Source organism: Novosphingobium sp. BL-S-21 (assembly GCF_055521655.1).
In genome coordinates this window covers 661,845-688,452 of sequence record NZ_CM145495.1, presented here as the reverse complement: position 1 = coordinate 688,452, position 26,608 = coordinate 661,845, and the positions used below count along the sequence as shown (strand labels likewise).

Genomic DNA, 26,608 nt, shown 5'->3' with positions numbered 1-26,608 from the left:
GGCGGGCTGCGGTTGCCCTCAGGCGGCTAGACGGTCTCCGCCAGCTTGAGCATCATCGCCCCCGCCTCCGCAGCCGGAACCGCCCGCGAATAGTGGAAACCCTGTCCCAGCAGGCAGCCGAGCGCCAGCAGCTCGCGGGCCTGGTCGGCATTCTCGATTCCTTCGGCCACCACCTTGATGCCCAGCCGCTTGGCAATGCCGATGACGCCCTCGACGATGGCGGCGCTCGGGCCTCTCGAAACGAGGTCTTCCACGAAACTCCGGTCGATCTTGATGATGTCCACCGGCACCGTCATCAGATGGGTGAGCGAGGCATAGCCCGTGCCGAAATCGTCCAGCGCCAGCCGGATGCCCCGCGAACGCAGCGCCTGCATGGACTTGCGAACGATCCCCGCGTCGTCATCCATGCAGACCACTTCGGTCACTTCCACGATCACATGCTTCAGCGGGACATTCTCCCGGTCGAAGCTCTCGGCTAGCACCGCGTAGATCGTGCCGCTGTGAAAGTCGGCCGACGAGACATTGATGCCGACATGCTGGAATGCGATCCCCAGATCGAGCCAGCCACGGACGTCCCTGGCCACTTGTGAGATCACCTGCCTGGTCAGCGCCGTCGCCACGCCGGCGTCGGACGTCGCCTCATGGAAGGCGGAGGCCGACACCAGCTGGTCGCCGCTGCGCATGCGGCAAAGCGCTTCCACGCCGACGATCTCACCGGTCTCGATCAGGACGATCGGCTGATAGAACGTCTCGATGCGGTGCTCGCGCAAGGCGACGTCGACCTCGCGAACGGCAGCGAGCCTGCGGGTGATGCGCGATCCGATTTCGTCGGAGTAGGGAACGTGGGAACCGCGGGCGGTATCCTTGGCGTGATAGAGCGCAAAGTCGGCCTTCTGTCGCACGCGCTCCGGCAGCAGGTCGCCCGGGGCCAGTTCGGCATAGCCGATGGTGGCACGCGGCACGATGGGGTTGTCCACCTGCCCGCCGGCGCGGGCCAGCGCCGCGAGGTAGCCGGCCATGGTCTCATCCAGCGCGCGCAGGGCGGCCGGGTCCTGGACGATCACGGCGAACTCGTCCCCGCCGATCCGGAACAGCGGCTCCGGCGCGGCTGCACGGGAGAGACATTTGGCCACGAGTTGCAGCAGGCTGTCCCCAGCCTGGTGGCCGAAGGCGTCATTGGTGACTTTCAGGTTGTCGAGATCGATCACCGCCAGTGCCCAGGCGCCCGGGATCTCGCAGCTCAGGCCGGAAAGCGCGGCATTGAAAGCCGCCCGGTTCGGCAAGTCCGTCAGGGCATCAGTATGGGCGCGGCGGTTATGGTCTTCCACCCGCCGTTCCCGGTCGAGCGCGATGGCGCACAAGTGGACGCATTGATCGACGATCTCCCGCTCGCTCTGGGTCGGCCCGCGTTTCTCTCCGAAGTAGAAGGCAAAAGTGGCTATCGGCTCGCGGTTCGCCCCCAGGATCGGGCTCGACCAGCAGGCGCGTATTCCCAGCGGCAGGATGAGATCGCGAAAGCCCTCCCAATGCGGATCTTCCGCAATGTCCTGGGAAAGCACCTCGGTCCCGAAATAGAGCGCGGCCCCGCAGGCCCCGATGGTCGGTCCGATTTCAACGCCGCTGACCAGATCGCAAAAGGCAGGAGGAAGCCCCGGACCCGCCAGCGGACGGAGGCATCCATCGGCATCAGCAGTCACAACGGAGCAGATTACATCCGGCGCCAGGCGATTAACTTCACGGCAAAGACGATACACCGTCTCGGATAGCGGCTGACCCTTGGCAATCATCTCCAAAATAGTGCTTTGAAAGTCAATCACATGAGACATCCGCTGTTTTGCACGCAAGGCCACTGTATCTATGGAAACTTAATTTCCCCGTGATCGGGCATGAAGGGAAACAGCCGATCCGGTTGCTTTCCCGTTTCTGCCGCCCGCTCGGGGACGTTCTCCACCCCTTAGGAAGGGCTCCGCGCAGTCGAAGTTCCGCTGGCCGTGACAAAGTCCATGAACATCGCGGGCCACTATCCAAGTAACGTGCCACTGCGCGCGCCCGGCATCATGGCAGGATCAAGACCTTGACGAGAGGGCCAAAGCGCTACTTTAAGGGCCTCATGAAATTGCGCGGCGCCGGTTCCTCGCGGTTTCGCTTTAGGGGGTTTAATCCATGAAGTTTGTGCTGGCTTCCGGCGCGGCCGCTCTTGCCGCCTTCCTGTCGCTGCCATCTGCAGCCCAGACCTCGACCTGCTACCTTCTGGGTAATGTCTCCAGTTGCAGCGTCCGATCCGGCGGGGCCAGCGACAACCCGGCCTGGCAGCGCTATTCCGCCTTCCAGGAACTGGAGCGGCAGCGAAACGAAAACCAGCAGCGCCGGGAGGACGAGGAAAATCTCGCGCAGGCCCGCAAGGGGCAGGAACTTCGCGAGACGGTGGGCGCACTCGTGGCCGATGGAAAATGTGCCAGCGCGAAGCGTGCAGCGCTCCAGGCCGGTGACTTCGCGCTGGCCGAGCAGGCAGCTTCGCTTTGCGAGCCGCCTTCCCGCGCCGGACACTGAGCCGCCCGCCAGCGGCGGGAACCGGCGGCCGGAATTTCGCAACGCTCCGCAGGCTCTCGGCGCCGTGGCACTTTAGAAAGGGAAATTCACGCTTGCCGTCAGGCGAATTTCGGCCTCTCAGAGTTGCGACCAGGATCTCCCCGATCCGCCGAAAGGATATGCGCCTTGCTTGACGGCCCCCGCCTTGCCCCCCTCTCCGGCTCCAGTGCCGATGCGCTCGTGGTCCTGATCCACGGCTATGGCTCCAACGGCGATGACCTCATCGCGCTGGCGGCCGCGATGCAGCCCATGCTTCCCGGCGCGGCCTTCGTCGCGCCCAATGCCCCCTCTCAGCTGCCGCACATGGCCGCCGCCTACCAATGGTGGCCGATCGAGACCTTCTCGATGGCCGAGCGCGCCGCGGGTGCGGCGGCGGCCGCGCCCGGGTTGGACGCCTTCATCACGGCGGAACTGGAAAAGGCCGGCCTTTCCAGCGACCGCCTGCTTCTCGTCGGCTTCAGCCAGGGAACGATGATGGCGCTTCACGTCGGCCTTCGGCGCCCCGATGCAGCAGCCGGCATCGTCGGCATTTCCGGCATGCTCGTGGCGCCGGAAAGCCTGCAGGCGGACATCCGCAGCCGCCCGCCGGTCCTGCTCATCCACGGCACCGAGGATGAAGTCGTGCCGTTCCGCTCGATGGAGATGGCCGCCACCGTCCTCACCGAAACCGGCGTGCCGGTAGAGACGCATGTCTCGCCGGGGATCGGCCACGGCGTGAGCCAGGACGGTCTCGTCGCAGCCACGAACTTCGCGCGGCGCGTCCTGACCTGACTCCGGCACCCGCTCAGGCGAGCGCGCCGAGCCTTCGCCATCTCGGCAAGTCACGGTCCAGGAATGTCCGCGCGCGGCTGCGTGCCTCGCGGCGTTCCTGGACGCCTTCGAGCGGGCTTCCGCCGCGCTGCAGCGTCCTGCCGGATCCGGCGAGCGAAAGGACCAGCCGTTCGGACAGCGCCGTCTCGTCGGCCAGGCCGCCAAGCGCGAGCCAGGCATCGATGAGCATGAGGTCGGCAAAGTCGACAGGCACGGCGCCGCCGATCGCCGGCGCCGCGAGATGGTCGTAAGGCATGCCGCGTACCGCTTCGCGCGCTATGGCCGCATTCAGGCGCTGGGCGGGTGCGTGGTCAGTGCGCGGCGCCTCAATGCCGAGCGTTCCGGCATGTAGCAGCATCAGCACCAATTGCAGCACTTCCGTCAGATCCTTGCCGCCGGCCTTCGGCAGCACTGCCAGTTCCGCCAGTGTCAGCGATCGTTCCGCCAGAGCCTCGACGATCCCGGCATAGGCAGGCGGTTGCAGCGCGAGTTCGCCGAAGGGCGTGCGCACCGACAGGGTTGCCCCGGGTGCAGGGGCATCGAGCAGAAGGAAGCGGGTCTGCGCCGCCCGCTCGCCGGGCGTGGGCGTGAGCGTGGGCGTGGGCGTGGCAGGCGCTTCGCCGCGCCGGTAGACGTCGCGCCGATAGAACTGGTTGATGACGAAGTCCTGCACGTCCTGCCGCAGCAGCGGATCGCCCTGTGCCAGGATCGTGTCGCGCAGAGCCGAAGGCAGGAAGGCGGGCAGCAGCGCTTCGGGCAGCGTTGCCGAGCCCGCAAAGGCCAGCCCGGCCCCGGCCACCTCGCGGGCGACTTGCGAATGCCACATCGGCTCCCACCCTTCGTGCAGATATTCGTGGGCCAGTTGGGCAATGTCGCGCTTGCGCAGCGAATCCAGCCTCGCGCCGAGCCCGGGCAGCAACTGGAAGGTGGCAGCGCCCCCGCCGCGCAGCTGTTCGAACAGGGAGATCGAACGGTCCAGCACTTCCGCCACCGGCGCCGCCCCTTCTTCGTGGATAAGCCGCGCCATGTGCCGGAAGGGCATCGTCGCCAGCCAGCCGGGCTGCGCATTGTAGCCGATGTAGACCAGCGCCCCGGGCGCGCTCGCCTGCCCGATGCACTGCAGCAGCGCCTGGCGCACCGGCGCCGTGACCCAGCTGTAGACGCCGTGGAGCGCGACATGATCGAACCGGCCCAGCGCCTCCGGCCAGGATCGTGCCAGCTCGACGAAGTCTCCCTGGACGAATTGCACATTGGCAAGACCGGCCGATGCCGCGATCCCGTTCGCATGGTCGACATGCTCGGCCATCAGGTCGATGCCGACGAACGCCCTGCCCGGATTGGCCGCCGCCAGCAGGCACAGTCCGAAGCCCTGCCCGCACCCGAGTTCCAGGAAGCGCCCGCCCCCTGCCGCCGAAGTCTCGCCCGCTCCCGCGGCAAGATCCATCCAGGCAGGCGCCATTTCCCGGCAATAGCCGTAAGTGTAGCCTACCGAGACGTCGTAGCCATGCGTCCGGTCATCCATCTGTCGCACCCCGATCATAATTCGCCAGTGCCCGGCTTGGCACGCCAACCGTGACGGTTTGACGAAACGGACCTTGCGCGGCCTGGGGCCGATCGGCGGCCTGCTTAGGGATAGCGGTCGCCTCGCGGCGCCTCGCCCGTGTCAGCGCAGGTTCGCGGCGAGGAAATCGACGAAGACGCGGATGCGCGCCGGGGTGCTGTAGCCGCCGACGAACACGGCGTGGATGAACTCCACGTCTCCGGGATTGAACGCCTCCAGAATGGGCACCAGCCGCCCGTCCGCGATCTCCCGCTCCACGCTGAACCGCCCCACCCGCGCCAAGCCGACCCCTGCCGCCGCGAGCTGCCCCAGCGTCTCTCCGTTGTTGGCCTCGATGCTGCCTTTCACGGACAGCGCGAATTCGCGCCCCTCGCGCAGGAACGGCCAGACCGGCTCGGCCCTGCGAAAGTTGAAGTTGAGACAGTTATGGCCGTGGAGATCCTCGGGTTCCTGCGGCGTGCCGTTCCGCGCGAGGTAATCCGGCGCGGCCACGATCACCCGGCGCGTTTCGCCCAGCTTCCGCGCCGTCAGCGTGCTGTCGGCCAGCGGTCCGAACCGGATGGCGATATCCGCCTGCCCTGCCGCCACGTCGACCAGTGTGTCGGTAAGCGCAATGTCCACCAGGATATGCGGATGACGCGCTGCGAACGCGCCGAGCAAGGGCACCACGCATAGCCGTCCGTGCGAGAGTGCGGCGCTGATCCGCAAGCGCCCGCGCGGCGCGCCCTGATCGGCGATGAGCTGTTCGGCATCGTCGAGATCGGCCAGGATACGGCGCGCCATCTGGAGATAGGACTGACCTTCCGACGTCAGCGCCAGCGCCCGGGTCGAGCGCAGCAGCAGCCGCACGCCCAGCCGCGCCTCGATCCTGTCGATCGCGCGGCTGACGGCGGAAGGGCTGAGGTCCAGCAGCCGGCCGGCACCCGAAAAGCTGCCCTGCTCCACCACCGCCACGAACAGTTCGAGCGCACGGGCCCGGTCAGTGCCGCCCGCGAGCTTGGCTTCGCTCAGCATCTTTGCGTCACAGTCAAAATTCCTTCGCGTTCGCGGGCAGTACCGCCTTCGGTATTTTGCCGTCATCTATGCGCCTGCATAGCAAATTCACCGCTGCCGCGAGAAGGATTGTTCATGGAATATCGTCAACTCGGCTCATCCGGCCTGCGTGTCCCCGCCCTGAGCTTCGGGACCGGCACTTTCGGCGGCCAGGGTCCGCTCTTCGCCGCCTGGGGCAGCAGCGATACCGCCGAAGCGCGGCGCCTGCTCGACATCTGCCTGGAGGCCGGCGTCACGCTGTTCGACACGGCCGATGTCTATTCGAACGGCGCCTCGGAGGAAATCCTCGGCCAGGCGCTCAAGGGCCGCCGCGACGACGCCCTGATCTCCACCAAGACCGGGCTGCCCACCGGGGACGGACCGCAGGACTGGGGCGCCTCGCGCTCGCGCCTGATCGGCGCGGTGGAGGCCGCGCTGCGCCGTCTCGATACCGACCGGATCGACCTGCTGCAGCTCCATGCCTTCGATGCCCATACGCCCGCGGAAGAGCTGATGATCACGCTCGACCGGCTGATCGCCGCGGGCAAGGTCCGCTACGCCGGGGTCTCGAACTATCCCGGCTGGCAGGTGATGAAGGCACAGTCCGTCGCCGACCGCCACGGAATGCCGCGGCTGGTGGCCCACCAGGTCTATTATTCGCTGGTCGGCCGGGCCTACGAGCACGAACTCATGCCGCTCGCGGCGGATCAGGGCCTGGGCGCGCTGGTCTGGAGCCCGCTCGGCTGGGGCCGCCTCACCGGCAAGATCAGCCGCAGTCGCCCCGTACCGGCGGGGAGCCGCCTGCACGATACCGAGCAGTTCGCGCCGCCGGTCGAAACGGAGCTGCTCTACGCCGTGGTCGACGTTCTGGAAGCCATCGCCGGGGAAACCGGCAAGAGCGTGCCGCAGATCGCCCTCAACTGGCTGCTGCGCCGCCCGACCGTCTCCTCGGTCATCATCGGCGCGCGCAACGAGGAACAGCTGCGCCAGAACCTCGGCGCGGTCGGCTGGTCGCTCACTGCCGAGCAGGTCGCCCGGCTCGATGCCGCCAGCGAGGTGCTGCCGCCCTATCCCCACACCCCCTATCGCCAGCAGGAAGGGTTCGCTCGGCTGAACCCGCCGCTGGTCTGAGGACCATCCGATGAAGCTCAATCCCGGCCTTCTGGCCCTGTCCGTCGGCGCTTTCGGCATCGGCGTCACCGAATTCGCACCGATGGGCCTGCTGCCCGTCATTGCCGGAGATCTGGGCGTCTCCATCCCCGCCGCCGGGCTGCTGATCAGCGCCTATGCGCTGGGCGTGGTGCTGGGCGTGCCGGTGATGACGCTCACCACCGGGCGGGTACCGCGCCGCACGCTGCTGATCGCCCTGGCCGGGATCTTCACCCTGGGCAACCTGCTGGCAGCGGTATCCGGCAGCTACGGCATGCTTCTGGCCGCCCGCGTGCTGACCTCCTTCAACCACGGCGCCTTCTTCGGCGTCGGCTCGGTGGTCGCCGCCAGCCTGGTCCCGCCGCACCGCCAGGCCGGCGCGGTGGCCGCGATGTTCATGGGGCTGACGATCGCCAATGTCGTGGGCGTGCCCTTGGCGACCTGGGCGGGCGAGCACCTCGGCTGGCGCGCCTCGTTCTGGGGCATCGCGGCGCTGGGCGGTGTCACGATGGCGGCGCTGCGCCTGACCCTGCCTCCCTTGCCCTCTACGGACGGCGGCGATGTGGCGGCCGAACTGCGCGTCCTGATCCGCAAGCCCGTTCTCGGCGCGCTGGCCCTGACGATCGTGGGTTCCAGCGCGATGTTCACCGTGTTCACTTATATCACCCCGATCCTGCGCGAGGCGACGGGCGCCTCTCTCGGCTTCGTCACGGCGATGCTGGTGACTTACGGCCTCGGCCTGACGGTGGGCAACTGGCTGGGCGGCAAGTTCGCGGACCGTTCGGTCGATCGCACGCTGATCGTCACCCTGGCCTCGCTTGCCGCGATTCTGATCGCTTTCGCCATGACGATGACCCATGCCGCGCCTAGCGCGATCGTGATCTTCCTGTGGGGCATCGCCAGCTTCGCCCTGGTGCCGCCGCTCCAGGTGCGGGTCATGGACGCGGCCAGCGACGCGCCCAACCTGGCATCGTCCATGAACATCGGCGCCTTCAACCTGGGCAATGCGCTGGGCGCGGCGCTGGGCGGCGGCGTGATCGCTCTCGATCTGGGCTATCCTGCCGTAGCCCTGGCCGGCGCGGCAACCTCCGTCATCGGCCTGGCGGCGCTGCTCCTGACGAGCGGCCGGAGCGCGGCACGCCAGAGCGGCGAAATGGCGGCCGAATGCACCGGCGGCGCACGGCTATCGTGAGATCTACCAGGCCGTAGCCCCTGCATCCACGGCAATGTCCGCTCCGGTGACGTAACGCGCCTCCGGGCTAGCAAGCCAGGTCGCGGCCCAGGCGATGTCCTCCGGCTCGCCCAGCCGCTTCAGCATGTTTCCGGCCAGGACCCGGCGCCCGAAGTCGGGATCGGCCTCCAGGTGCCGGGCCGTGGCCGCCGTCCTGATGAAACCGGGCGCAATCGTATTCGCGCGAATGCCGTGCGGGGCGCCTTCCATGGCAAGTTGCCGCGTCATCGCCAGCACGCCGCCCTTGCCCGCGCAGTGCGCCAGCGCCGGGGAACCCTCCAGCGCATGGCGCGCATTGGCCGATGCGAAGTTGACGATGCTGGCCGTGCCGCTCGCCTTGAGCCAGGGCCAGGCCGCGCGGGTTGCCAGGTAGACGATGTCCAGCTCCCCCGTCAGCGTCCGTTTCCAGTCGGCATAGCTCAGGTCCTCGATCCACGAGAAGACTGCGAATGCTGCCGCGTTGACGAGAACGTCGATCCGGCCGTGCTCCGCGCCGATCCTGGCGAAGAGCGCGCGGGTGGCCGCCTCGTCGATGAGATTGCAGGCCTCGTCGGTTCCCGAAAGGTCGACGCCGATCACCCGCGCGCCCTCGTGCCGGAAGATGCGCGCGACGCCTTCGCCTATGCCGTTCGCGGCACCGGTGACCACGGCGATCCTGCCCGCAAGACGATCAGCCATGCGCCATCGCCCCATTGCCGCCGTGCGATGCGCGCGAAGCGATCAGCGCCACGACGACCCCGCCCAGCGCGGCGAGCGACAGGACCGAAAAGGCCCCCAGCAGGCCGCCTGTGTGCCGTCCCGCAAAAGTCACCACCAGCGGGGAGAGGAACTGCCCGAACGCGAAGGCCGATTGCCAGAAGCCCGTCCCCCGGCCGCGAAATTCGAACCTGAGGATCGACATCGACCAGACCAGCAAAGTCGGCAGCAGCAGCCCTGCCCCGATCTGGTTGACGAAGCATCCGGCAAGGAAGCCCGGAACGGTGCCGGACCTTGCCATCAGCATGAAGCCGATGGCCAGCAGGGCGAATTCGAGGAGCAGCAGCCGTCCCACTGCCAGCCGCGTGCCAATGCGCGAATAGATGAAGGTCCCCAGCGGCACGCCGATAGAGGCGATGGATGTCAGGAACCCCCGCTCCGCCGGACTGGCCAAGCCGAGTTCGGCCAGCCCGCTGGGCGCCTGGATCTGCACCGTATAGAAGAACACCGAGCCATAGACCGTGATTACCACGATCATCGCCATCGTCACCCAGGGAAAGCCCGCCCAGGAGCGGTTGTGCGGCGGCGCATCGGCCTCGTCATCGGCGGTGCCATCGCGCGATGGCTCCCATGTGAACTTCCAGACGAGCGCAAACATGACCAGCGCCGAGGCATAGGCCCAGAACGGCGTCCGCCAGCCGCCTTCTCCCAGCACCCCGCCGAGGTTGAAGAACAGCAGCGCCGACATCGAGGCGAAGGCCGTCTGCGCAGCCAGCCACTTGTCCCGCGAGGCACCCTTGTAATAGTCGCCGATCATCGTCGTCGAGAGCACGTAGATCAGGGCCTCGGCAATGCCCACGCCCACGCGCGAGATCAGGATATGGGTGAGATCGTCGAGAAACACGGGCATCACGCCGACGACCGCATAGAGCAGGAATGCCGCCAGCAGCAGCCGGCGCCGCCCGAACCAGTCTCCCAGTATCCCCGCCAGCGGACAGAGCAACGCCACGCAGAGCGAAGGCAGCGTGAGGATCATCGGCACCCAGTATTCATGGCCCGGCACCGCGGCGTAGTGTGCCATCAGATCCGGGATGATCGGCGCCAGCAGCACGATGGCCATGGTCGTCAGCGTGATCGGCAGCAGCAGCGATATGCCGGTCAGCAGGCCCGGCTCGGGATGGCGTGTCATTATCTCCCTTTCTTCGGCCGCCTGTCTCCGGGCCGATAGAAACACAGTTTTCAGCTTCCGTCGGTGATGAGCGTACCCCCGTCCACGACGAGATTATGTCCAGTGACGAAAGCCCCGGCATCGGAGGCGAGGAACACGGCGGCGCCTGCCACTTCCGGCGGCGTGCCGGGTCGGCGCAGCGGAGTCATTGCCATGCGGCGGGCCATGAAAGTCTCGTCCGCCAGCAAGGGTGCGGACAGTTCGGTGGCGATGAAGCCGGGCGAGATCGCGTTGACGCGCACGCCGCGCGGCCCCCACTCCACCGCCAGATTGCGCGCCAGTTGCGCCACGCCCGCCTTGGCGAGGGCATAGGCATTGATCCGCCCATTGCCCCTCAGGCCCGAGAGGCTGGAAACCAGCACCGCCGCGCCGCCGCCCTGCGCCGCGATATGCGGCAGGGCAAGGTTGCAGAGCGCAACCTGACTGGTGAGGTTGATCGCCATGACGCGGGCATAGTCGGCCATGTCGAGATCGGCGAAGGCTCCCGCCTTGCCGGTGATCCCGGCATTGCAGACAAGAATATCCAACCCGCCGAACTCCGCCACCGCGCGGTCCACCAATGCGGCCAGCGCGGCATCGTCGGTCACATCGCAAGGCTGGCCGGGCATACCGAGTTCGGCGGCGACGCGCGCGGTATCCCCTGCATCCTCGCTGGAAATCACCACGCGCGCGCCTTGGGCGATCAGCCCTTCGGCAATGGCGCGACCGATCCCGCGCGTGGAGCCGGTGACGATCGCGCTCTTGCCGGTAAGGTCGAACATCAGGCCTTACTCGCCGCCTCGTTGTAGACCGGGTCGACCTGCTCGGGCTTGGCCTCATCCAGCGGCACGCCATCGTGGAGGTAAGCGGGCGCTTCGATCAGAATGAAGGCGATGCGGCAGACTTCTGCGGTGGTGTTGCGCCAGAGGTGGTTGGTGCCGCGCTGAATTATGATCCCACCTTCGCGCACCGTCTTCTTGCAGCCGTCTTCCAGTTCCAGTTCGATCTCGCCCTTCAGCACGATGCCGTAGTCGATCGAGTTGGTGCGGTGCATCGGGCTCTGCTTGCCCGGCAGCATGTCCACCACCCGGATCACCGAGCCGCCTTCCAGCGTGGTGCCGGTAGGGCGTTCGCGGCCCTCGGTCTCGTCATTGTTGTCGGCAGGGACGGTGGCGGTGGTCCAGATCGTCAGGAACGAGGCATCGCCAGAGGGCACCATCCTGGTCGGCGTCACGTCTTCGGAGCGGAACACGGCACGGCCATTCTCGTCATGTCCGGTGACGACGCGCTGGACCGGCGGCAGACCGGAATCGGAAAGAACCTCGCTCATGCCTTCACAACCTTCTGTTCGATCACGCCGAACGGCGCGCGGCCGTCGGCAAGGGTTCCCTGCATGCGCACACTGTCGCCAAAGCGCATGAATTCCGTGCGCGGCTCACCGAAATCGACCAGTTCGATCCCGCGCCGCTCGGCAATGCAGGAGGAGCCGATTTCGCGGTAATTCTCGTTGGAGACGGTACCGGATCCGATCACCGTGCCCGCCACCAGATCGCGCGTGGCGCAGGCATGGGCGACAAGCTCGTGGAAACCATGGCCCATCGGCTCGCCATTGGCGGCGCCGAAGCGCTTGCCGTTCCAGTCCACCAGCAGGTCCATGCAGACGCGGCCATCGCGCCACTGGTCGCCCAGTTCCTCCGGCGTGACCGCGAAGGGCGCCATCGAGCAGGGCGGCTTGGCCTGGACCCAGCCGAAGCCGGTCTTCATCTCCGGCCCGGCCAGCTTCCGCAGCGACCAGTCGTTGATCTGCACGATCAGGCGAATGTGCTTCATGCAATCCTCGGCGGAAGTGCCCATCGGCACGGCATCGACGATCACGCCGAACTCGCCCTCGAAATCGATGCCGTTCTCTTCGGTGAGGTAGCGCACATCCTCGGCAGGACCGTAGAACTTGTCCGAAGTCCCCTGATACATCAGCGGCTTGCCGGTCTTCACCGGCACCACGCCCAGCGCCTTGTCCATCAGTTCCCCGTGGCAGGCGAAAGCCGAACCATCGAGCCACTGCCACGCACGCGGCAACGGCGCACGCAGCAGCGCGGCATCGAGCGCTTCGGGAAATTCGGAAATCTCGGCCAGTACGGGCGCGACGAAAGCCCAACTTTCCATCGCCTGTTGCAGCGTATCCACCGGCGCGTGGGCATAACGATCGCCTTCGGGCGAAACGACGACGAGGCGCCCGTCCGGGGTGCCGTCATCGAGAGTGGCGAGGCGCATTGTTCCTTGTTCTCCCAAGAATGCCGTGTCGAAAGCTTTGTGCTTGGGAACCGGGCTAGCGAAGCCCCCGTGCGGCAACAACGGCATAGGATCGATAGCAAGGCATCGATAACATGCGATGGTCCCCGCTCGCTCCCCGGCGCTAGGTCCGGTGAAAATCACGTCACACCGGATCGGGAGAATATCATGGCCATCTGGCTGAAGCGCGGCGCCACTGCCGAGGCAAAGGCAGACGCAGACCGCAAGGTCCGCGACATCGTCGAGGCGGCGCTCGCCGATATCGAGAAGCGCGGCGATGAAGCGGTGCGCGACATGTCGATCAAGTTCGACGGCTGGGACCGCGACGACTATCGCCTCAGCCAGGCCGAGATCGACGCCTGCGTCGACAGCCTGACCCCGCAGGAACGCAAGGACATCGAGTTCGCGCAGGCACAGGTGAAGAACTTCGCCCAGATCCAGCGCGATTCAATGAAGGATGTCGAAGTCGAGACGCTGCCCGGCGTGGTGCTGGGCCACAAGAACATCCCGCTGGGTTCGGCCGGTTGTTACGTGCCCGGCGGCAAGTATCCGCTGCTCGCTTCCGCGCACATGTCGGTGATCACCGCAAAGGTCGCGGGCGTGAAGCGCGTCATTACGTGCGCCCCGCCGTTCCAGGGCCAGCCGGCACGCGCCATCGTCGCCGCGCAGGCCATGGCCGGGGCCGATGCGATCTATGCGCTGGGCGGCATTCAGGCGGTGGGCGCGATGGCGATCGGCACGCAGAGCATCGATCCGGTCGACATCCTGGTCGGCCCCGGCAATGCCTTCGTCGCCGAGGCCAAGCGCCAGCTTTTCGGCCGCGTCGGCATCGACCTTTTCGCCGGACCGACCGAAACCCTCATCATTGCCGACGAGATCGGCTGCGATCCTGAAATCGCCGCCACCGATATCCTCGGGCAAGTCGAGCACGGCCCGGACAGCCCCGGCGTGCTGCTGACCAATTCCGAGAAGTTCGCCCGCGCAACCATGGCCGAGATCGACCGCCTGCTCCAGATCCTCCCCACCGCCGACCATGCGCGCAAGGCGTGGGAAACCTTCGGCGAAGTGATCGTGGCCGACAGCTACGAGGAAATGGTCAAGGTCGCCGACGAGATCGCCAGCGAGCACGTGCAGGTGATGACGGCTGACCCGGACTACTTCCTGAACAACATGACCAACTACGGCGCGCTGTTCCTGGGCAATCGCACCAATGTCAGTTTCGGCGACAAGGTGATCGGCACCAACCACACCCTGCCCACCAGGAAGTCCGCGCGCTACACGGGCGGCCTGTGGGTCGGAAAGTTCCTGAAGACCTGCACTTACCAGCGCGTCACCACCGATGAGGCTTCGGCGCTGATCGGCGAATACTGCTCGCGCCTCTGTGCGCTGGAAGGCTTCGCGGGGCATGGCGAACAGGCCAATATCCGCGTGCGCCGCTTCGGTGGCCGCAACGTGCCCTATGCCGGGCAGGCCGAACCGACACCCGAAACGGCGGCGTGACCGTGAGACTTCCGAAGACGCCAAGCCTGCGCCTTGACGGGCGACGGGCTGTGGTGACCGGAGCGGGCCGGGGCATCGGCCTCGGCGCCGCTGCCGCGCTGGCCGCCGCGGGTGCCGAGGTCACGCTCGTCGCCCGCACCTCGGCCGAGATCGAGGCCGCCGCCGCCGAGATCGGCAATGGCGCGGAGGCCGCGACGCTCGACGTCTCCAACCTCGACGCCGTCGCCGCGTTCTTCGAAAGCCGAGAGCCGTTTCACGTCCTCGTCAACAACGCCGGCACCAACCGGCCCAAGCCGATGTGGGAAGTGAGCGAGGACGATTACGACGCCGTGCTCGATCTCAATCTCAAGTCCGCCTTCTTCGTGGCGCAGTCCTGCGTGAAGCGGATGCTCGCCACGGACACCAGGGGCAGCCTGATCCACATGGGCAGCCAGATGGGCCATGTCGGCGGGCCGAACCGCTCACTCTACTGCGCCAGCAAATGGGCGCTGGAAGGCATGAACAAGGCCATGGCGCTGGACCTTGCCCCCCACGGCATCCGTTCCAACACCATCGCTCCGACTTTCATCGAGACCCCGCTGACCAAGCCGTTTTTCGAAGACGAAGCGTTCAAGGCCAGCGTCCTTTCCAAGATCAAGCTGGGCCGCATCGGTCAGGTGGAGGATCTGATGGGCGCGGTGCTGTTCCTCGCTTCCGACGCTTCCGCGCTCATGACCGGCACCAGCCTCGTCGTCGATGGCGGCTGGACTGCCGAATAATCATCTCAAAATCGCAGGATAGATCATGTTCGAACCGTTTCCCGGAAACTACGTCTGGAACCTCGCCACCAACCTCGCGCTCGCCTGTGGCGGCAACTATGGCGAGATCGACGAGGCCAACCGCCCGATCATGGAAGCGAGCAAGGCCGGCGCCGATGCCGGCTCCGCGCAGATGTTCGATAGCTGGATCGCCGTGGCCGATCAGGTCTGCGCCAATGCCGACGCCGACGAGGCGGCAGGCTACCTGCTCTCCGCCGGCACCAAGTACCTGCGCGCCTCTGGCTACTATCTCGCTGCCGAGCGCATGCAGAGCCGCGACTACGCCCCGCGCTGGGCGGCTTACGACAAGGGACTGGAACTCTTCCACAAGGGCGCCAGGCTGCGCGGACTGCACATCGATAAAGTGGAAATCCCCTACGAGGACGGCGCCTATACCGGCATCTTCGTCCACGACGGTTCCGGCACGCCGCGCCCCACGCTTGTCTCGGTCAACGGGCTCGATTCGATGAAGGAGCAGGTCTGCATGGCGGGCCACGGCCAGTCGAACCTGGAGCGGGGCATGAACACCCTCTTCGTCGACCAGCCTGGCACTGGCGAGGCGATCCGCAAGCGCGGGCTTCCCGCCGTGTTCGACGGCGAACGCTGGGGCACACCCGCGCTCGAATACCTGCTGACGCGCGATGATGTTATCCATGACCGGATCGGCATTTTCGGCCTCTCCTTCGGCGGCTACCACGCCCCGCGCATCGCCGCGAACGAGCCGCGCTATGCGCTTTGCGCGGTGATGGGCGCCAACCACGTCTGGGGCCGTCGTCAGCGCGAACGCCTCGCCAACGAGGGCGAGAACCCGGTGCCGCATTACTGGGACCACGTCATGTGGGTGTTCGGCATCGAGGATCGCGACGCGTTCCTCGAATATGCCGACCAGATCACGCTGGACGGTCAGGTGGAGAAGATCCGCGTCCCCTTCCTCATCACCCATGGCGAGAACGACCGCCAGATCCCCGCCTTCAATGCGCAACTCAGCTACGATCAGGCGGTGAACAGCCCCAAGCGCAAGCTTCGCGTCTTCACCAAAAAGGACTTCGAAGTGGAGCATTGCGGCGCCGACAACGGCACCGGCATGCGCGACTACATTGCCGACTGGTGCGCGGAGACTTTCGCGGAAATGGGCTGACCCGTTACGCCTGAACAACGATAAAGAGGTCTGGGGAGAGGCCGCGAATGGAACGATATCTGCGCAATTGCTGGTACATGGCCGGCTGGTCCGACGAAGTAGGCGAAACCGGCCTGTCCCGCCGCATTCTCGACCGGCCGGTCTATCTTTACCGGCTGGAGGACGGTTCGCTGGCCGCTCTGCTCGATCGCTGCCCACACCGCTTCGCGCCGCTGTCGAAGGGATCGCGCGAGGGGGACGTGGTGGTCTGCGGCTATCACGGCCTCGCCTTCGCGCCGGACGGGCACTGCGTGCGCAATCCCTTTGCCGACCGCATCCCGGCGGGATCGACCATACCCCGCTTCGCCGCCGCCGAACGCGACGGCATCGTCTGGCTCTGGGGCGGCGATCCGGACACGGCCGATGCAGCGCTGATCCCGGACTTCTCCTTCGTGCCCGATACCCCGCACAGCCGCACCGTACGCGGCTACACGCTGATGAAGGCGAACTACGAATACGGCACCGACAACCTGCTGGACCTCTCCCACATCGAGTTCGTCCACAAGGGCACCTTTGCCGGGCAAGGCGTGATCTTCGCCGGCAAGCACGCGGTGGAAGTTGAGGATCGCACGCTCCATTCCAACTGGTGGATGCCCGATATCCCGCCGCCCTCCGTCGCGCGGCCGTATTTCCCGGCCGATGCGAAAGTCGACCACTGGCTGGATATGCGCTGGAACGCGCCCGCCGCGATGCGGCTCACGGTCGGCGTCTGTCCGCATGGCACGGAGCGGGAGAGCGGCTTCGAAGTGCCACAGGCACATATCCTGACCCCGGCAAGCGAGCACGAAACCCACTATTTCTGGTCCTCTACCCGCTACGACGATCTCGATTCCGAAGAGACGGATGCCGCGCTTCGCGCCCTGTTCGGAGAGGCTTTCGATTTGGAGGACAAACCGATGATCGAGGCCGCCTACGCCAACGTGAAAGGCCGCGATTTCTGGAGCGAGAAACCCCTCTCGCTCGGCATCGACCAGGGCGGCACCCGCGCGCGGCGACTGCTGGAACGCTTCATTTCACAAGAGAAGAGCCATGGCTGAATTCACTTTCCACCACGGGGGCGTCTCAGTCCCAAGCCTTGACGAGGCGATCGACTGGTACGGCCGCGTGCTGGGGTTCGAGGTCGAGAAGACGTTCTACATAAAGGCGGCAAAGTCCCGCACTGCGATGGTCCGCAAGGGGCCGCTGCGGTTCGAGATCTTCGAGGTGGAGGGCGCCGCAGCCCTCCCCGAAGACCGCCGCTTCCCGCCGCGCGATCTCAAGACGCACGGCAACAAGCACGTCGCCTTCCGGGTGGAAGACCTCGAAGCATTCCTGACGGAGATGGAAGAGAAGCAGGCCGACATCGCCTTCGTCGTGCGCGAAGCTTTCGGAAAGGGTTGCTTCATCCGCGACTGTGCGGGCAATCTGATCGAATTCGTCGAGGAGCCGAACCTGTGATCCACGAGATAGCCACTCTGACCATCGACCCTGCCCGCGCCGCCGAATTCGAGGCTGCCGTGGCAGAAGCCCGACCGCATTTCGAAGCGGCAAAGGGGTACGTCTCCTTCGCGCTCCATCGCTCGGTGGAGAATCCCGAACGCTATCACCTCGTCGTCGGCTGGGAGAGTGTGGAGGCCCACATGGTCGACTTTCGCGAGTCCGAAGGTTTCCAGGCCTGGCGCGCGCTGGCGGGGCCGTTTTTCGTCGGCACGCCCTCGGTCGAGCACTTCGCGTTGATTTAACGCGGTTCTGCCCTCGCACTTCCGCAGGCCGTTCCTACATGGCGTGCGGAGGTCGCCCCCGCATGCCAGATCGCAATCGCTACTATACCGGACCCGTCACCGACCATTTCGACGGAACGCGCTTTCTCAATCCTGCCGGTGAACCGGAAACCGATCGTTCCTTCAGCGATATCCTGCGCTGGCGCCGTACCGCGCCCGCCACGAAATGGCCCAAGACGATAGCCGTCACCCCCGTCGTTCCCGAAAGCCGGGTGGAGGGCCTGCGCGTCACCATGGTAGGTCATGCCACGCTGCTGATCCAGGTCGGCGGGCTCAATATCCTCACCGACCCCGTCTGGTCCGACCGCGCGAGCCCGGTCCAGTTCGCCGGGCCGAAGCGGGTGACGGCGCCGGGTATCCGCATCGAGGACTTGCCGCCGATCGATGCGATCCTGCTTTCGCACAACCATTACGACCACCTCGACATCCCGACGCTCAAGGCCCTCCATGCCCGGCACGCGCCGCTGATCGTCACGCCCCTGGGCAACGACAGCACCATCCTGCGCCACATTCCCAAAGCGCGGGTATCGGCCGGCGACTGGGGCGACGCCTTCGACATCGCCCCCGGCGCACGGGCGCATATCGTCCCTGCCCTGCACTGGTCGTCACGCGGGATGGGCGACCGGCGGATGGCGCTGTGGGGCGGCTTCATGCTGCGCGTGGGGGAGCGGTTGATCTACTTCGCGGGCGATACCGGATACGGCACCGGCAATATCTTCCGCCGCCTGCACGAGGAGTTCGGCCCGCCCGATCTCGCCCTGCTGCCGATCGGCGCCTATGACCCGCGCTGGTTCATGGCCGCGCAGCATACCGACCCGGAAGAGGCGATCCAGATCATGCGCGACCTTGGCGCCCGCGCTGCCGTGGCCATGCACTGGGGCACCTTCAAGCTGACCGACGAGCCCCGCGAAGACCCCGCGCTGCGGCTGCGCGCGGGGCTGGTGGAACGCGGGATCGACCCGGCCGCATTCGTCCCGCTGCTGCCTGGCGAATGGGCCGCGTTCGACCATCTCTTGGTCTTGTGAGCGCCGTCAGAGGGCGTGCTCATCGTCCTCGGTCAACTCGCTCAGCTTGCCTTCTATCGGGCGCTTGCCGGGCCTGTCCTTGCGGAACGGTTCGAAGCTGGCGCGGTCGGCGTCGAAAGCCATGTCCCAGGGAATGTTGTCGCCCCTGAAGATCGGCGGCGCATTGTTCGACCAGAGCAGCGATCCGAACCGGAAGTCCCAGGCCCGCGGCACCCAGTTGTCATCGAGATAGTCGGTATCGGCGTGATACTCGGCCTCGCCCGCCTTGCCGGGCATGTCGCAGTAATAGTAAATCGCGCTGGAAATGCGGTGGCGGGAGATACCGCCCGAGCTGTTCATGCTCTCGTTCTTCCAGCCCTTTCGCTCCATGATGTTGGCGCCCAGCATCACTTCGTCGATATCGTCCATGCCGAAGGCAATGTGCATGAACTTGAAGTGGTCTGGTGCGATGGGCAGGTCGCAGTTCACCCAGAAGATCGAGTGATGCTCGTAAGTCCCCCCGGCCCGGGCGAAGATGCCCGATCCCTTCGAATGATCGACGTAGCGGAAGCCGAAATGGCGTTCGTAGAATTCGAAGCTGCCGACATAGTCGGGCGAGAAGAACACGACATGGTTGATCGTCTTGGGAACCGCCTTGCTGCGCCAGATGCGGTGCTGGTTGAAGCGCGGATAGCTGGCGGGGGTATTGACCGGGCTGGCTGCCGAATGGAACGCGCGCTTGTCCCACACCCGCAGCGCCAGCGGCTGGCCGTCCGGGCAGACGGCATGGATGGTGCCGTCCGCATCCCGCGTCACTGGGACTTCCGCCGCCAGGCTCGCCGTGATCGTCTGGAGATTTTCGGCGGTATCGACGCCCCAGACGGTCTCCTTGAGGCCGTCTCCCGGGAAAGGATCCGGACTCGGCAAGCGGGCATCGCCGTGACGCAGGACGATAACCCGGCTGCCCGAGGCCAGGCGGAACACCGCTTCGTCCGCGCTGGCGCTTTCCAGCGGCAGGCCGAAATCGGTCCAGAACCGCGTGTGCTCCGCGACGTCCGCGACGCCGAACAGGACGCTCTCAACTCCCAGAATGCTCATGCTTGTTTCTATCCCGGCTGCTTGAGCCTTCCTTATGGAGGCCGCGGGCCGCGCCGAAAAACGCATGGAATGGGATCGGTGCTATCGAGCGGGCCGATGCGGCCAGCCTTCACCGGCGCCTGCGGAACAGCAGACTGACGATAAACAGGATCGTCCGCGCATCGAGCAGCTTCAGCGCGGCGCGCGCCTCCTCGGGCGTCACTTTCGCCACCATCGGCATGGCCCCGAAGATCTTGCCGCGAATGACGAGGTTCTCCCCGTCCCGCTCGATCCGGCGCACCGCCATCAGTTCCTTGTCCTGCGCGTCGAGGATGCGCATGACCGGCGCTTTCTTCTTGGCATCGGCCATCACACCCGCTCCCCGCAGACCTTGTCGAATTCGATGTCGAGGTCGTCCATCATCTGGATCGCCGTTGCCCGGCCCGCGCCGAACACGCCGCCGCCCGGGTGCATGAACGGCCCGACGAGGTAGAGTCCGTCGATCTGCGGCACCCGGAACGAGCCGAGATCCGGCGTCGGACGGTGGCCCACCGACTGGTAGAAGAACGGCGCGCAGCCGTGGATATCGCCCTTCAGGAAGCTGGCCGGGCTGTCGCGTTCATGATCGACGGGGGATCGGATCAGGCGGCCGGTGATGTTGTCGTCATCAAGGTTCGCGTAGAACTTGCGGTACTGCGCCAGCGCCTTGTCGGCGATCTCTTCCTTGCGTTCGTCCCACGAAGCCGGTCCGCCGGGCCAAAGATCGTAGGGAGCGAAGTTCACGCCGTAGAACACGCCCGCGCCTTCGGGGGCGCGGCTGGGATCGAAGATCGTGTTGTCCCCGCCCGCGATCAGCCGTTCGGACACTTCGCCGCGCCGCAGCTTGTCGTACTCCAGCAGCATGTCGCGCATGGTGTAGAAGTCCATCAGCTCGGTCATCATGGCATTGGTTTCATTGCCGACCTTGAGCCTGAGGCGCTCCTTCAGCGTCAGGTGCGTGAGGTTGATCGAGAAAGTGGACTGGGTGACCCGCTCCGCCCGCTCAAGCACCGGCTCGGGCGTTTCGGCCACGAACTTGCGCAGGACGTGCGGGTGGATCGCGCCGATCACGCCGTCCTTCGCCATGAAAGTCTCGCCGTCGATCAGTTCGAGGCCCGTGGCTTTGCCACCAGAGACGATCACCCGGCGCACTTCGGCATTGCAGCGCACTTCGCCGCCGAAATGCCCGATCGCGCGGATCAGCGCGTGGCTCAGTTGGCCGGAGCCGCCCTTGGGCATCGAGCAGCCATAGGCATGGATGATCCCCGGCATCAGGAAAGCGCCCATGCCGGTGCCCAGTTCATCGGGCATCTGCAGGTTCTCGGTGACCATGCGGACGATGTGAATGCGCAGCAGGTCGCTTTCGAAATACTGGTTCACCACATCGAGCGCGGAACGCTGCATGACGTCGAGCAGGAAGCGCCCTTCGTCCGACTGGTCCATCATCGCCACGAAAGCGCCCATCGGGAACGGCGGGGCGTAGAGGCCGGACATGAACATCGGCAGCGCCGCCATCGATGCGGTGGCGAACTTGCGATAGGCCTCCGCATCCCGGGGCGAGAACATGGCGATTTCCTCGCAAGTGCGGTCCAGATCGCGCCAGGAACGCACCATCGTCCCGTCTTCCCAGATCGAGGCGTGGGGCAGTTCGGGGTAGATGTATTCCAGGCCGAATTTGCCCAGCAGGCCCAGCTCGTCCTCGCGCAGCATCGGGTTGCCCTGGATCATGATGTGCACGTTGGAGTGCTCGTCATGCCAGAAGCCGGGCTGGATCAGTTCGCGCGTGGAAACGCCCCCGCCGTAGTGGGGCTTACGCTCCAGCACGATCACCTTCTTGCCCGCCTTGGCCATGTAGGCGGCGGCGACGAGGCCATTGTGGCCCCCACCCATGACGACGATGTCGTACTGGCTCATCACTGTTCTCCCGAAAAGAAGGCCCGGAACTGTGCGATTCCGGGAACGTGGCTGGCGCAGCCGCCATCGGCGACGAGCACTTGCCCGGTAATGTTGCGCGCCGCGTCGGAGGCGAGGAAGGCGACTGCCTCGGCAATGTCCTCCGGCTCACCCAGACGGTCGCGCAGGGTTTCGTCCTCCACCGCCTGGCGCAGCACGGGCGGGAACGCTTCGCGCAGCGCCGGGGTCATCGTCATGCCGGGGGCGACCGCGTTGCAGCGCACGCCGTGGAGGCCGTGGCTGGCGGCGATGGCGCGGGTCATCTGGATCACCGCCGCCTTGGACGAGGAATAGGCCGCCTGGATCATGTGGCCCTGCAGCGCCAGGTTGCTGACGGTGTTGACGATGTTGCCGCGTGTCTCGCGCAAGTGCGGCAGGGCGGCGCGGCAGGCGATCATCGTGCCGCGCACGTTGACCGCGTAAGTCCGGTCCCAGAGCGCGGTGGCCATGTGCTCCACGTCGCCATCGGCCTGCGCGATGTCGGGGCCGAGCAGCGCGGCGTTGTTGTGCAGCACGTCCAGCCGGCCGAAATGCGCGAGCGTCCGGGCGATCAGCGCCTCGATCGAGGCTTCCTGCTCCAGATCGAGAGGCACCGCAATGGCACCGGGCAGTTCCTCGGCGAGCGCCGCCGCGGCCTCTTCCGCAATGTCCGCGATGACGACCCGCGCGCCGCGCGCCGCCATCAGCCGCGCTGTCGCCGAGCCGATCCCTCCTGCCCCGCCGGTGACGACGGCCACTTTCCCGTCGAGGCGGATGGCGTCGATGGCCATGTTTCTCTCCCGTTTGCGAGCCAGCGATTGACCCTGTCCTCACTGGTCATAAAGTGGCCTTCGATGGTGAGAAGACGGCACTTTTTTGTACCCTCGGGCGGACCGGCGCGATGATGGCAGAGGCGGAGGACGACCTGCCCACGCGGCCGGGCATCGTCGCGCTGGCGGCCGACATGGCGGCGCATGGCACCGCCCGCGATGCGCCGGTGCGCAATGTCATGGGGGCGCTGGGAGACCGCTGGACCACGCTGGTGCTGCTGGTGCTGACCACCGGGCCATGCCGCCATGCCGCGCTGCGCCGGTTGCTGTCGGACTTGTCCAACGAAGGCGACGTTTCGCAGCGTGTGCTGACGCAGAAGCTGCGCGCCCTGGAACGCGACGGCTTCGTGGAGCGGAGCATCAGTGCGGACGTACCGCCGCGCGTCAGCTATGCCCTCACCCCGCTGGGGAGGGCGCTGGCCCTGCAGGCGCGGGCGATGATAGACTGGGTCAATGCCAACGAGGGTTCCATCCTTGCCGCACGCGTCGCTTTCGACGCGCGCGAGGCGGAGGACTAGGCCGTCAATTCCTGGACCGCAGGCCGCTCAGCGCGGCGGCTGAGGGTGGTTCATCCGATACTCGACTTCCAGCGCGTCGCGGTCGATCCGCTGCGCGGCGAACGCCACGACATTGCCGGGTTCGTCGACCTTGCGCGCGGCGATGAGCTGGAGGCGCTCGACGATCCAGCGCAGGGCGCGGTCGTTGCTGTTGGACAAGTGCCACTGCAGAGCCTCGCGGATCGGCGGGAAATCGAACGGGATCTCCCGCATGATGAGAGGCATGTTCTGCACCACCTGCTCGGCCAGGCGCCGGTGGATCGTGGCGATCCGGTTGGTATTGATCACCAGGCCCGAGATCGAGAGGAACGTCGGCGCCACCACCTCGACGCGCCGCTGCTGCTTCTGGCGGCGCACGAACCAGTCGTCGAAGGCGGGGACCCGCGCCTTGCCGAACCGCGCCGTGACGTGGCCGAGTTCGAAGTAGACGTCCTTGGTCATCGGCCCCTGCATCGCCGGATTGCCCTCCCAGCCGACCACGACATAGTCGTCCTCGAACAGGATCAGGCTGGGGTGATCGGCGGAAATCGCGTAATCGATGGTCAGCAGGAGATCGATGTAGCCGCGTTCGAGCGCCTCGATCGGAAAGTCGTTCATCGGCTGGATCTCGAAGCGCATCTGCGGGGCATCGCGCTCGAATTCCGACAGCGCCTCGGCCAGCAGGACCTGCGTGGAATAGTCGGAGGCCATGATCCGCACTTGCCGGTCGGCGGTCATGGGATCGAAGGCCGGGGCGACCGAGATGGTCGTGCGGATCTGCTCCAGCACCGCGCGGACCGGTTCGATCAGTTCCTCGGCGCGGGTGGTGAGGATCATGTTGCGGCCCTTCACCACCAGCAGATCGTCTGCGAAATACTCGCGCAGGCGGCCCAGCGCGCTGGAGGTTGCCGATTGCGAGAGGCAGAGCCGGTCCGCCGCGAGCGAGACGCTCTTCTCGCTCAGCAGCGCATCGAGCGCGACCAGCAGGTTGAGGTCCAGTCTTCCAAAACGCATTGCCATCTCCCGCTCCCCGTTTCGCTAGTGGTTATTCCAAAGTCGAAAGGGCGCTGGCGACGAGACTAGCAGCATCGCCGTCATGCGCGAAGCCCGCATGATCCGCCGCCGGCGTGGCAAGCGGCGGCTGCGCGGCAAAGGCGGCCTCCAGCGCAGCGTCAGGCTCGTAGCGCACGAGATCGGCGGAGACGCCGCACTGGCGCGCGATCTCGGCGGCAAGCTCACCCATCGTCAGGCGCAGCGCCGGCAGCGTCACCGCGCGGGTCGGCGGCAGCAGCGCGGTATCGAGCGTCAGGGCGTGTACGAAGTTTCGCGCCGCGCATTCCAGCGATTCCGCCCAGATCGTGCCCGCGGCCGAGACCGGACACGTGAAGGCCTCGCCCGCCTTCAGGGCATGGAACAGGTTCGACATGAAAGCCGATTTCATGCCCGAAGGCCCTTTCGGCCGCGCGAGGATGCCGGGCAGGCGCACCGTCACGCCGTCGATCAGCCCGCGGTTGGAGAACATCGCCACGGCATGCTCCATCATCGCCTTGTGCCCGCCGTAGATCATCCTGGGCGAAAGCGGGGTCCGGTCGTCGACATGCGCCGGCAGCGGATCGCCATAGACCGCGATCGAGCTGGCATAGGCGACCCGCAAGCCCGGCGTGCGCGCGCTTGCCTCCAGCAGCAGGTCGTACATGGCATCGATGTTGATCCGGCGCGAAGCCAGAGGATCGGCCTCCGCCGCACCGCCCGGCACGGTCGCGAGGTGGACGAGCGCGTCGCAGCCCTCCGCCAGAGCTTGCGCCCGCACGGCGGCATCGCCCAGATCGCCTTCCACCGCCTGCGCGCCGGCGGGAATGGCCCCTGCATGGCTGTCGATCCCCACGACCGCGTGGCCCGCATCCAGCAGGCGGCGAACCAGTTGCCGGCCGACGAAACCGCCGGCGCCGGTGACGAGCACTTTCACGTTCTTCTCCTAGTATCTGTCCGAGTACGCCTTGCGCACGTCCTCGGAATATCCATCGACGCGGTAGGGCAGCATCTGGGCATTCCAGCCGTCCCAAAGGCTTTTCAACTCGGCCAGCTTGGCGGGCTCGGCAGCAGCGCGTTCGGCGCGTTCGTGCTCGTCCTCGGCCAGGTTGTAGAGGTGTTCCTTCCCGCCGAGTTTCACGTATTTCCAGTTGCCCTGGCGCACGGCGGCCTGCTCGTTCGCCTTGAAGCGCCAGAACAGGGTGCGCGGCACCGATGCCGCCTTGCCGGTCAATTGGGCGGAGAGGTCAACACCGTCGAACTTGCCCGCCTTGGCCACGTCACCCCCGGCCATCGTCAGGAACGTCGGCAGGAAATCCATCGAGGCCATGACCTGATCGGAGATCGATCCCGGCGCGATCTGCCCGGGCCAGCGCATCAGGATCGGCACGCGAATGCCGCCTTCCAGCACTTCTCCCTTGTGGCCGATGAAGGGCCAGGTTTCCGAGAAGCGCTCGCCCCCGTTGTCGCTGGTGAAGACGACGATGGTGTTGTCCGCCTTGCCGGTGCGTTCCAGCGCGGCCAGCACTTTGGCGACGTTCTGGTCCATCGCCTCCACCATTTCCTTGTACTTGGCGAGATTGCCCCCGTCATAGTGGAAGGAATTGGGCAGGACTTTGGCCACCGCCGCATCCTCGCGCCCTTCCCAGGGCCAGTGCGGGGCGTTGAAGTGGAGGGACAGGAACAGCGGTTTGTCGCCTGCCCCCTCGATGGTCTTGACCGCCTCGTCCCCGAACAAGTCGGTGAGGTAGCCCTCGCGCCGTTCGGGCGCATTGTTCTGGGCAAGGCCCACGCCGACGTCCTTGCCGCCCATGACCATGTGATGCCGGAAATAGTCCGCCGCGCCTTCGACGACGCCGAAGAACTCGTCATAGCCGTGCTGGAGCGGGCCGTGTTCGGGCGGCTCGCCCAAGTGCCACTTGCCGATCAGCTTGGTGTGATAGCCCCGGTCGCGCAGGACCGAGGCGATCGTCGGACGGTCCAGCGACACCCCGATATGCGGCGGCGCGCCGGGGCCCAGCGGTTCCTCGATACCGATGGCGAAACGCTGGGCGTAGCAGCCGGTCAGCAGCGCCGTGCGCGTGGGCGAGCAGATCGGCGTGCTGGCATAACCCTGCGTCAACCGCACCCCGTCACGGCCGAGACTGTCGATGGCCGGCGTGCGGATCGCATGCGATCCGGTGGCGGAAAGGTCCGCATAGCCGAGGTCGTCAGCCATGATGTAGACGATGTTCGGCAGGCGTCCCGAAGGAGGGGCCGGGCGGGCAAGCGCCCTTCCCGGCCCGGCAAGCGCGACGAGTGCGGTCGTCGCGCCCAGCCATCCCAGCACCCGGCGGCGATCGGCAGGCATCCTCGTTTCCTCG

Annotated in this window: 27 protein-coding genes; 12 read left to right on the top strand and 15 right to left on the bottom strand. The window is 66.4% G+C overall.

Annotated features, from left to right (window positions below):
• Positions 1-26 precede the first annotated feature (26 nt).
• Positions 27-1,787 (bottom strand): putative bifunctional diguanylate cyclase/phosphodiesterase, encoded by a 1,761-nt coding sequence (locus ACZ1J6_RS02635; protein WP_243841019.1) that lies wholly within the window; start codon positions 1,785-1,787, stop codon positions 27-29.
• A 376-nt stretch (positions 1,788-2,163) separates the two neighbouring features.
• Between ACZ1J6_RS02635 and ACZ1J6_RS02630 the strand changes: the two genes are divergently transcribed.
• Positions 2,164-2,550, top strand: a complete 387-nt coding sequence (locus tag ACZ1J6_RS02630) for a hypothetical protein (RefSeq protein ID WP_134094367.1) — start codon at positions 2,164-2,166, stop codon at positions 2,548-2,550.
• A gap of 165 nt (positions 2,551-2,715) precedes the next feature.
• Positions 2,716-3,360, top strand: coding sequence for an alpha/beta hydrolase (locus ACZ1J6_RS02625; RefSeq protein ID WP_134094366.1), 645 nt, complete (start codon positions 2,716-2,718; stop codon positions 3,358-3,360).
• Between the two features lie 13 nt (positions 3,361-3,373).
• Here ACZ1J6_RS02625 and ACZ1J6_RS02620 read toward each other — a convergent pair whose 3' ends face one another.
• The gene (locus tag ACZ1J6_RS02620; protein WP_166675252.1) at positions 3,374-4,921 is read right to left on the bottom strand and encodes a class I SAM-dependent methyltransferase; all 1,548 of its coding nucleotides are present in this window, start codon (positions 4,919-4,921) and stop codon (positions 3,374-3,376) included.
• 141 nt (positions 4,922-5,062) lie between these two features.
• Complete coding sequence (locus tag ACZ1J6_RS02615; RefSeq protein ID WP_132266818.1) at positions 5,063-5,974, bottom strand: LysR family transcriptional regulator; 912 nt, start codon at positions 5,972-5,974, stop codon at positions 5,063-5,065.
• 114 nt (positions 5,975-6,088) lie between these two features.
• Here ACZ1J6_RS02615 and ACZ1J6_RS02610 point away from each other — a divergent pair, with 114 nt between their 5' ends.
• Positions 6,089-7,123 (top strand): aldo/keto reductase, encoded by a 1,035-nt coding sequence (locus ACZ1J6_RS02610; protein ID WP_134094364.1) that lies wholly within the window; start codon positions 6,089-6,091, stop codon positions 7,121-7,123.
• Positions 7,124-7,133: 10 nt separating this feature from the next.
• Positions 7,134-8,333 (top strand): MFS transporter, encoded by a 1,200-nt coding sequence (locus tag ACZ1J6_RS02605; protein ID WP_134094363.1) that lies wholly within the window; start codon positions 7,134-7,136, stop codon positions 8,331-8,333.
• Positions 8,334-8,336: 3 nt separating this feature from the next.
• Here ACZ1J6_RS02605 and ACZ1J6_RS02600 read toward each other — a convergent pair whose 3' ends face one another.
• The 5 genes from ACZ1J6_RS02600 to ACZ1J6_RS02580 are packed head-to-tail and all read right to left on the bottom strand — an operon-like array spanning position 8,337 to position 12,546.
• Positions 8,337-9,050, bottom strand: coding sequence for an SDR family NAD(P)-dependent oxidoreductase (locus tag ACZ1J6_RS02600; RefSeq protein WP_134094362.1), 714 nt, complete (start codon positions 9,048-9,050; stop codon positions 8,337-8,339).
• Entirely contained in the window at positions 9,043-10,257 is a 1,215-nt protein-coding gene (locus ACZ1J6_RS02595; RefSeq protein WP_134094361.1) for an MFS transporter, read from the bottom strand. The genes ACZ1J6_RS02600 and ACZ1J6_RS02595 overlap by 8 nt, the downstream gene beginning before the upstream one ends.
• A gap of 50 nt (positions 10,258-10,307) precedes the next feature.
• Positions 10,308-11,057, bottom strand: coding sequence for an SDR family NAD(P)-dependent oxidoreductase (locus ACZ1J6_RS02590; RefSeq protein WP_134094360.1), 750 nt, complete (start codon positions 11,055-11,057; stop codon positions 10,308-10,310).
• Positions 11,057-11,605 carry a cupin domain-containing protein gene (locus ACZ1J6_RS02585; protein ID WP_134094359.1) on the bottom strand — a complete coding sequence of 183 codons (549 nt, stop codon included), beginning with the start codon at positions 11,603-11,605 and terminating at the stop codon, positions 11,057-11,059. The genes ACZ1J6_RS02590 and ACZ1J6_RS02585 overlap by 1 nt, the downstream gene beginning before the upstream one ends.
• The gene (locus ACZ1J6_RS02580) at positions 11,602-12,546 is read right to left on the bottom strand and encodes a fumarylacetoacetate hydrolase family protein (RefSeq protein WP_134094358.1); all 945 of its coding nucleotides are present in this window, start codon (positions 12,544-12,546) and stop codon (positions 11,602-11,604) included. The genes ACZ1J6_RS02585 and ACZ1J6_RS02580 overlap by 4 nt, the downstream gene beginning before the upstream one ends.
• A gap of 186 nt (positions 12,547-12,732) precedes the next feature.
• Here ACZ1J6_RS02580 and hisD point away from each other — a divergent pair, with 186 nt between their 5' ends.
• From hisD to ACZ1J6_RS02545, 7 genes are all read left to right on the top strand, one after another.
• Complete coding sequence (gene hisD / locus ACZ1J6_RS02575) at positions 12,733-14,064, top strand: histidinol dehydrogenase (protein ID WP_134094357.1); 1,332 nt, start codon at positions 12,733-12,735, stop codon at positions 14,062-14,064.
• A gap of 2 nt (positions 14,065-14,066) precedes the next feature.
• On the top strand, positions 14,067-14,822 hold the full coding sequence (locus ACZ1J6_RS02570) for an SDR family NAD(P)-dependent oxidoreductase (RefSeq protein ID WP_134094356.1): 756 nt from the start codon (positions 14,067-14,069) through the stop codon (positions 14,820-14,822).
• 25 nt (positions 14,823-14,847) lie between these two features.
• Positions 14,848-15,999 carry an alpha/beta hydrolase gene (locus ACZ1J6_RS02565; RefSeq protein WP_134094355.1) on the top strand — a complete coding sequence of 384 codons (1,152 nt, stop codon included), beginning with the start codon at positions 14,848-14,850 and terminating at the stop codon, positions 15,997-15,999.
• Between the two features lie 47 nt (positions 16,000-16,046).
• The gene (locus ACZ1J6_RS02560; protein WP_134094354.1) at positions 16,047-17,075 is read left to right on the top strand and encodes an aromatic ring-hydroxylating dioxygenase subunit alpha; all 1,029 of its coding nucleotides are present in this window, start codon (positions 16,047-16,049) and stop codon (positions 17,073-17,075) included.
• Entirely contained in the window at positions 17,068-17,475 is a 408-nt protein-coding gene (locus ACZ1J6_RS02555; protein ID WP_134094353.1) for a VOC family protein, read from the top strand. The genes ACZ1J6_RS02560 and ACZ1J6_RS02555 overlap by 8 nt, the downstream gene beginning before the upstream one ends.
• On the top strand, positions 17,472-17,759 hold the full coding sequence (locus ACZ1J6_RS02550) for an antibiotic biosynthesis monooxygenase family protein (RefSeq protein WP_132266839.1): 288 nt from the start codon (positions 17,472-17,474) through the stop codon (positions 17,757-17,759). Before ACZ1J6_RS02555 ends, ACZ1J6_RS02550 begins: the two co-directional genes overlap by 4 nt.
• Before the next feature lie 62 nt (positions 17,760-17,821).
• Complete coding sequence (locus ACZ1J6_RS02545; protein WP_431567540.1) at positions 17,822-18,823, top strand: MBL fold metallo-hydrolase; 1,002 nt, start codon at positions 17,822-17,824, stop codon at positions 18,821-18,823.
• Positions 18,824-18,829: 6 nt separating this feature from the next.
• Here ACZ1J6_RS02545 and ACZ1J6_RS02540 read toward each other — a convergent pair whose 3' ends face one another.
• The 4 genes from ACZ1J6_RS02540 to ACZ1J6_RS02525 form a co-directional block, all read right to left on the bottom strand.
• Positions 18,830-19,900: a VOC family protein gene (locus ACZ1J6_RS02540; RefSeq protein ID WP_134094351.1), complete on the bottom strand. Its 1,071-nt coding sequence runs from the start codon at positions 19,898-19,900 to the stop codon at positions 18,830-18,832.
• A gap of 109 nt (positions 19,901-20,009) precedes the next feature.
• Entirely contained in the window at positions 20,010-20,249 is a 240-nt protein-coding gene (locus tag ACZ1J6_RS02535; RefSeq protein WP_134094350.1) for a hypothetical protein, read from the bottom strand.
• Positions 20,249-21,832 carry a phytoene desaturase family protein gene (locus ACZ1J6_RS02530; protein WP_134094349.1) on the bottom strand — a complete coding sequence of 528 codons (1,584 nt, stop codon included), beginning with the start codon at positions 21,830-21,832 and terminating at the stop codon, positions 20,249-20,251. The genes ACZ1J6_RS02535 and ACZ1J6_RS02530 overlap by 1 nt, the downstream gene beginning before the upstream one ends.
• The gene (locus tag ACZ1J6_RS02525; protein ID WP_134094348.1) at positions 21,832-22,641 is read right to left on the bottom strand and encodes an SDR family NAD(P)-dependent oxidoreductase; all 810 of its coding nucleotides are present in this window, start codon (positions 22,639-22,641) and stop codon (positions 21,832-21,834) included. The genes ACZ1J6_RS02530 and ACZ1J6_RS02525 overlap by 1 nt, the downstream gene beginning before the upstream one ends.
• Positions 22,642-22,754: 113 nt before the next feature.
• On the opposite strand from ACZ1J6_RS02525, the gene ACZ1J6_RS02520 reads away from it, so the two are divergent.
• Complete coding sequence (locus tag ACZ1J6_RS02520) at positions 22,755-23,198, top strand: winged helix-turn-helix transcriptional regulator (RefSeq protein ID WP_134094554.1); 444 nt, start codon at positions 22,755-22,757, stop codon at positions 23,196-23,198.
• 27 nt (positions 23,199-23,225) lie between these two features.
• On the opposite strand, the gene ACZ1J6_RS02515 is transcribed toward ACZ1J6_RS02520, so the two are convergent.
• The 3 genes from ACZ1J6_RS02515 to ACZ1J6_RS02505 are packed head-to-tail and all read right to left on the bottom strand — an operon-like array spanning position 23,226 to position 26,595.
• Positions 23,226-24,230 carry a LysR family transcriptional regulator gene (locus ACZ1J6_RS02515; RefSeq protein ID WP_132266850.1) on the bottom strand — a complete coding sequence of 335 codons (1,005 nt, stop codon included), beginning with the start codon at positions 24,228-24,230 and terminating at the stop codon, positions 23,226-23,228.
• Between the two features lie 31 nt (positions 24,231-24,261).
• On the bottom strand, positions 24,262-25,182 hold the full coding sequence (locus ACZ1J6_RS02510) for an NAD-dependent epimerase/dehydratase family protein (protein ID WP_134094347.1): 921 nt from the start codon (positions 25,180-25,182) through the stop codon (positions 24,262-24,264).
• A 9-nt stretch (positions 25,183-25,191) separates the two neighbouring features.
• Positions 25,192-26,595, bottom strand: coding sequence for a sulfatase-like hydrolase/transferase (locus ACZ1J6_RS02505; RefSeq protein ID WP_134094346.1), 1,404 nt, complete (start codon positions 26,593-26,595; stop codon positions 25,192-25,194).
• Positions 26,596-26,608 lie beyond the last annotated feature (13 nt).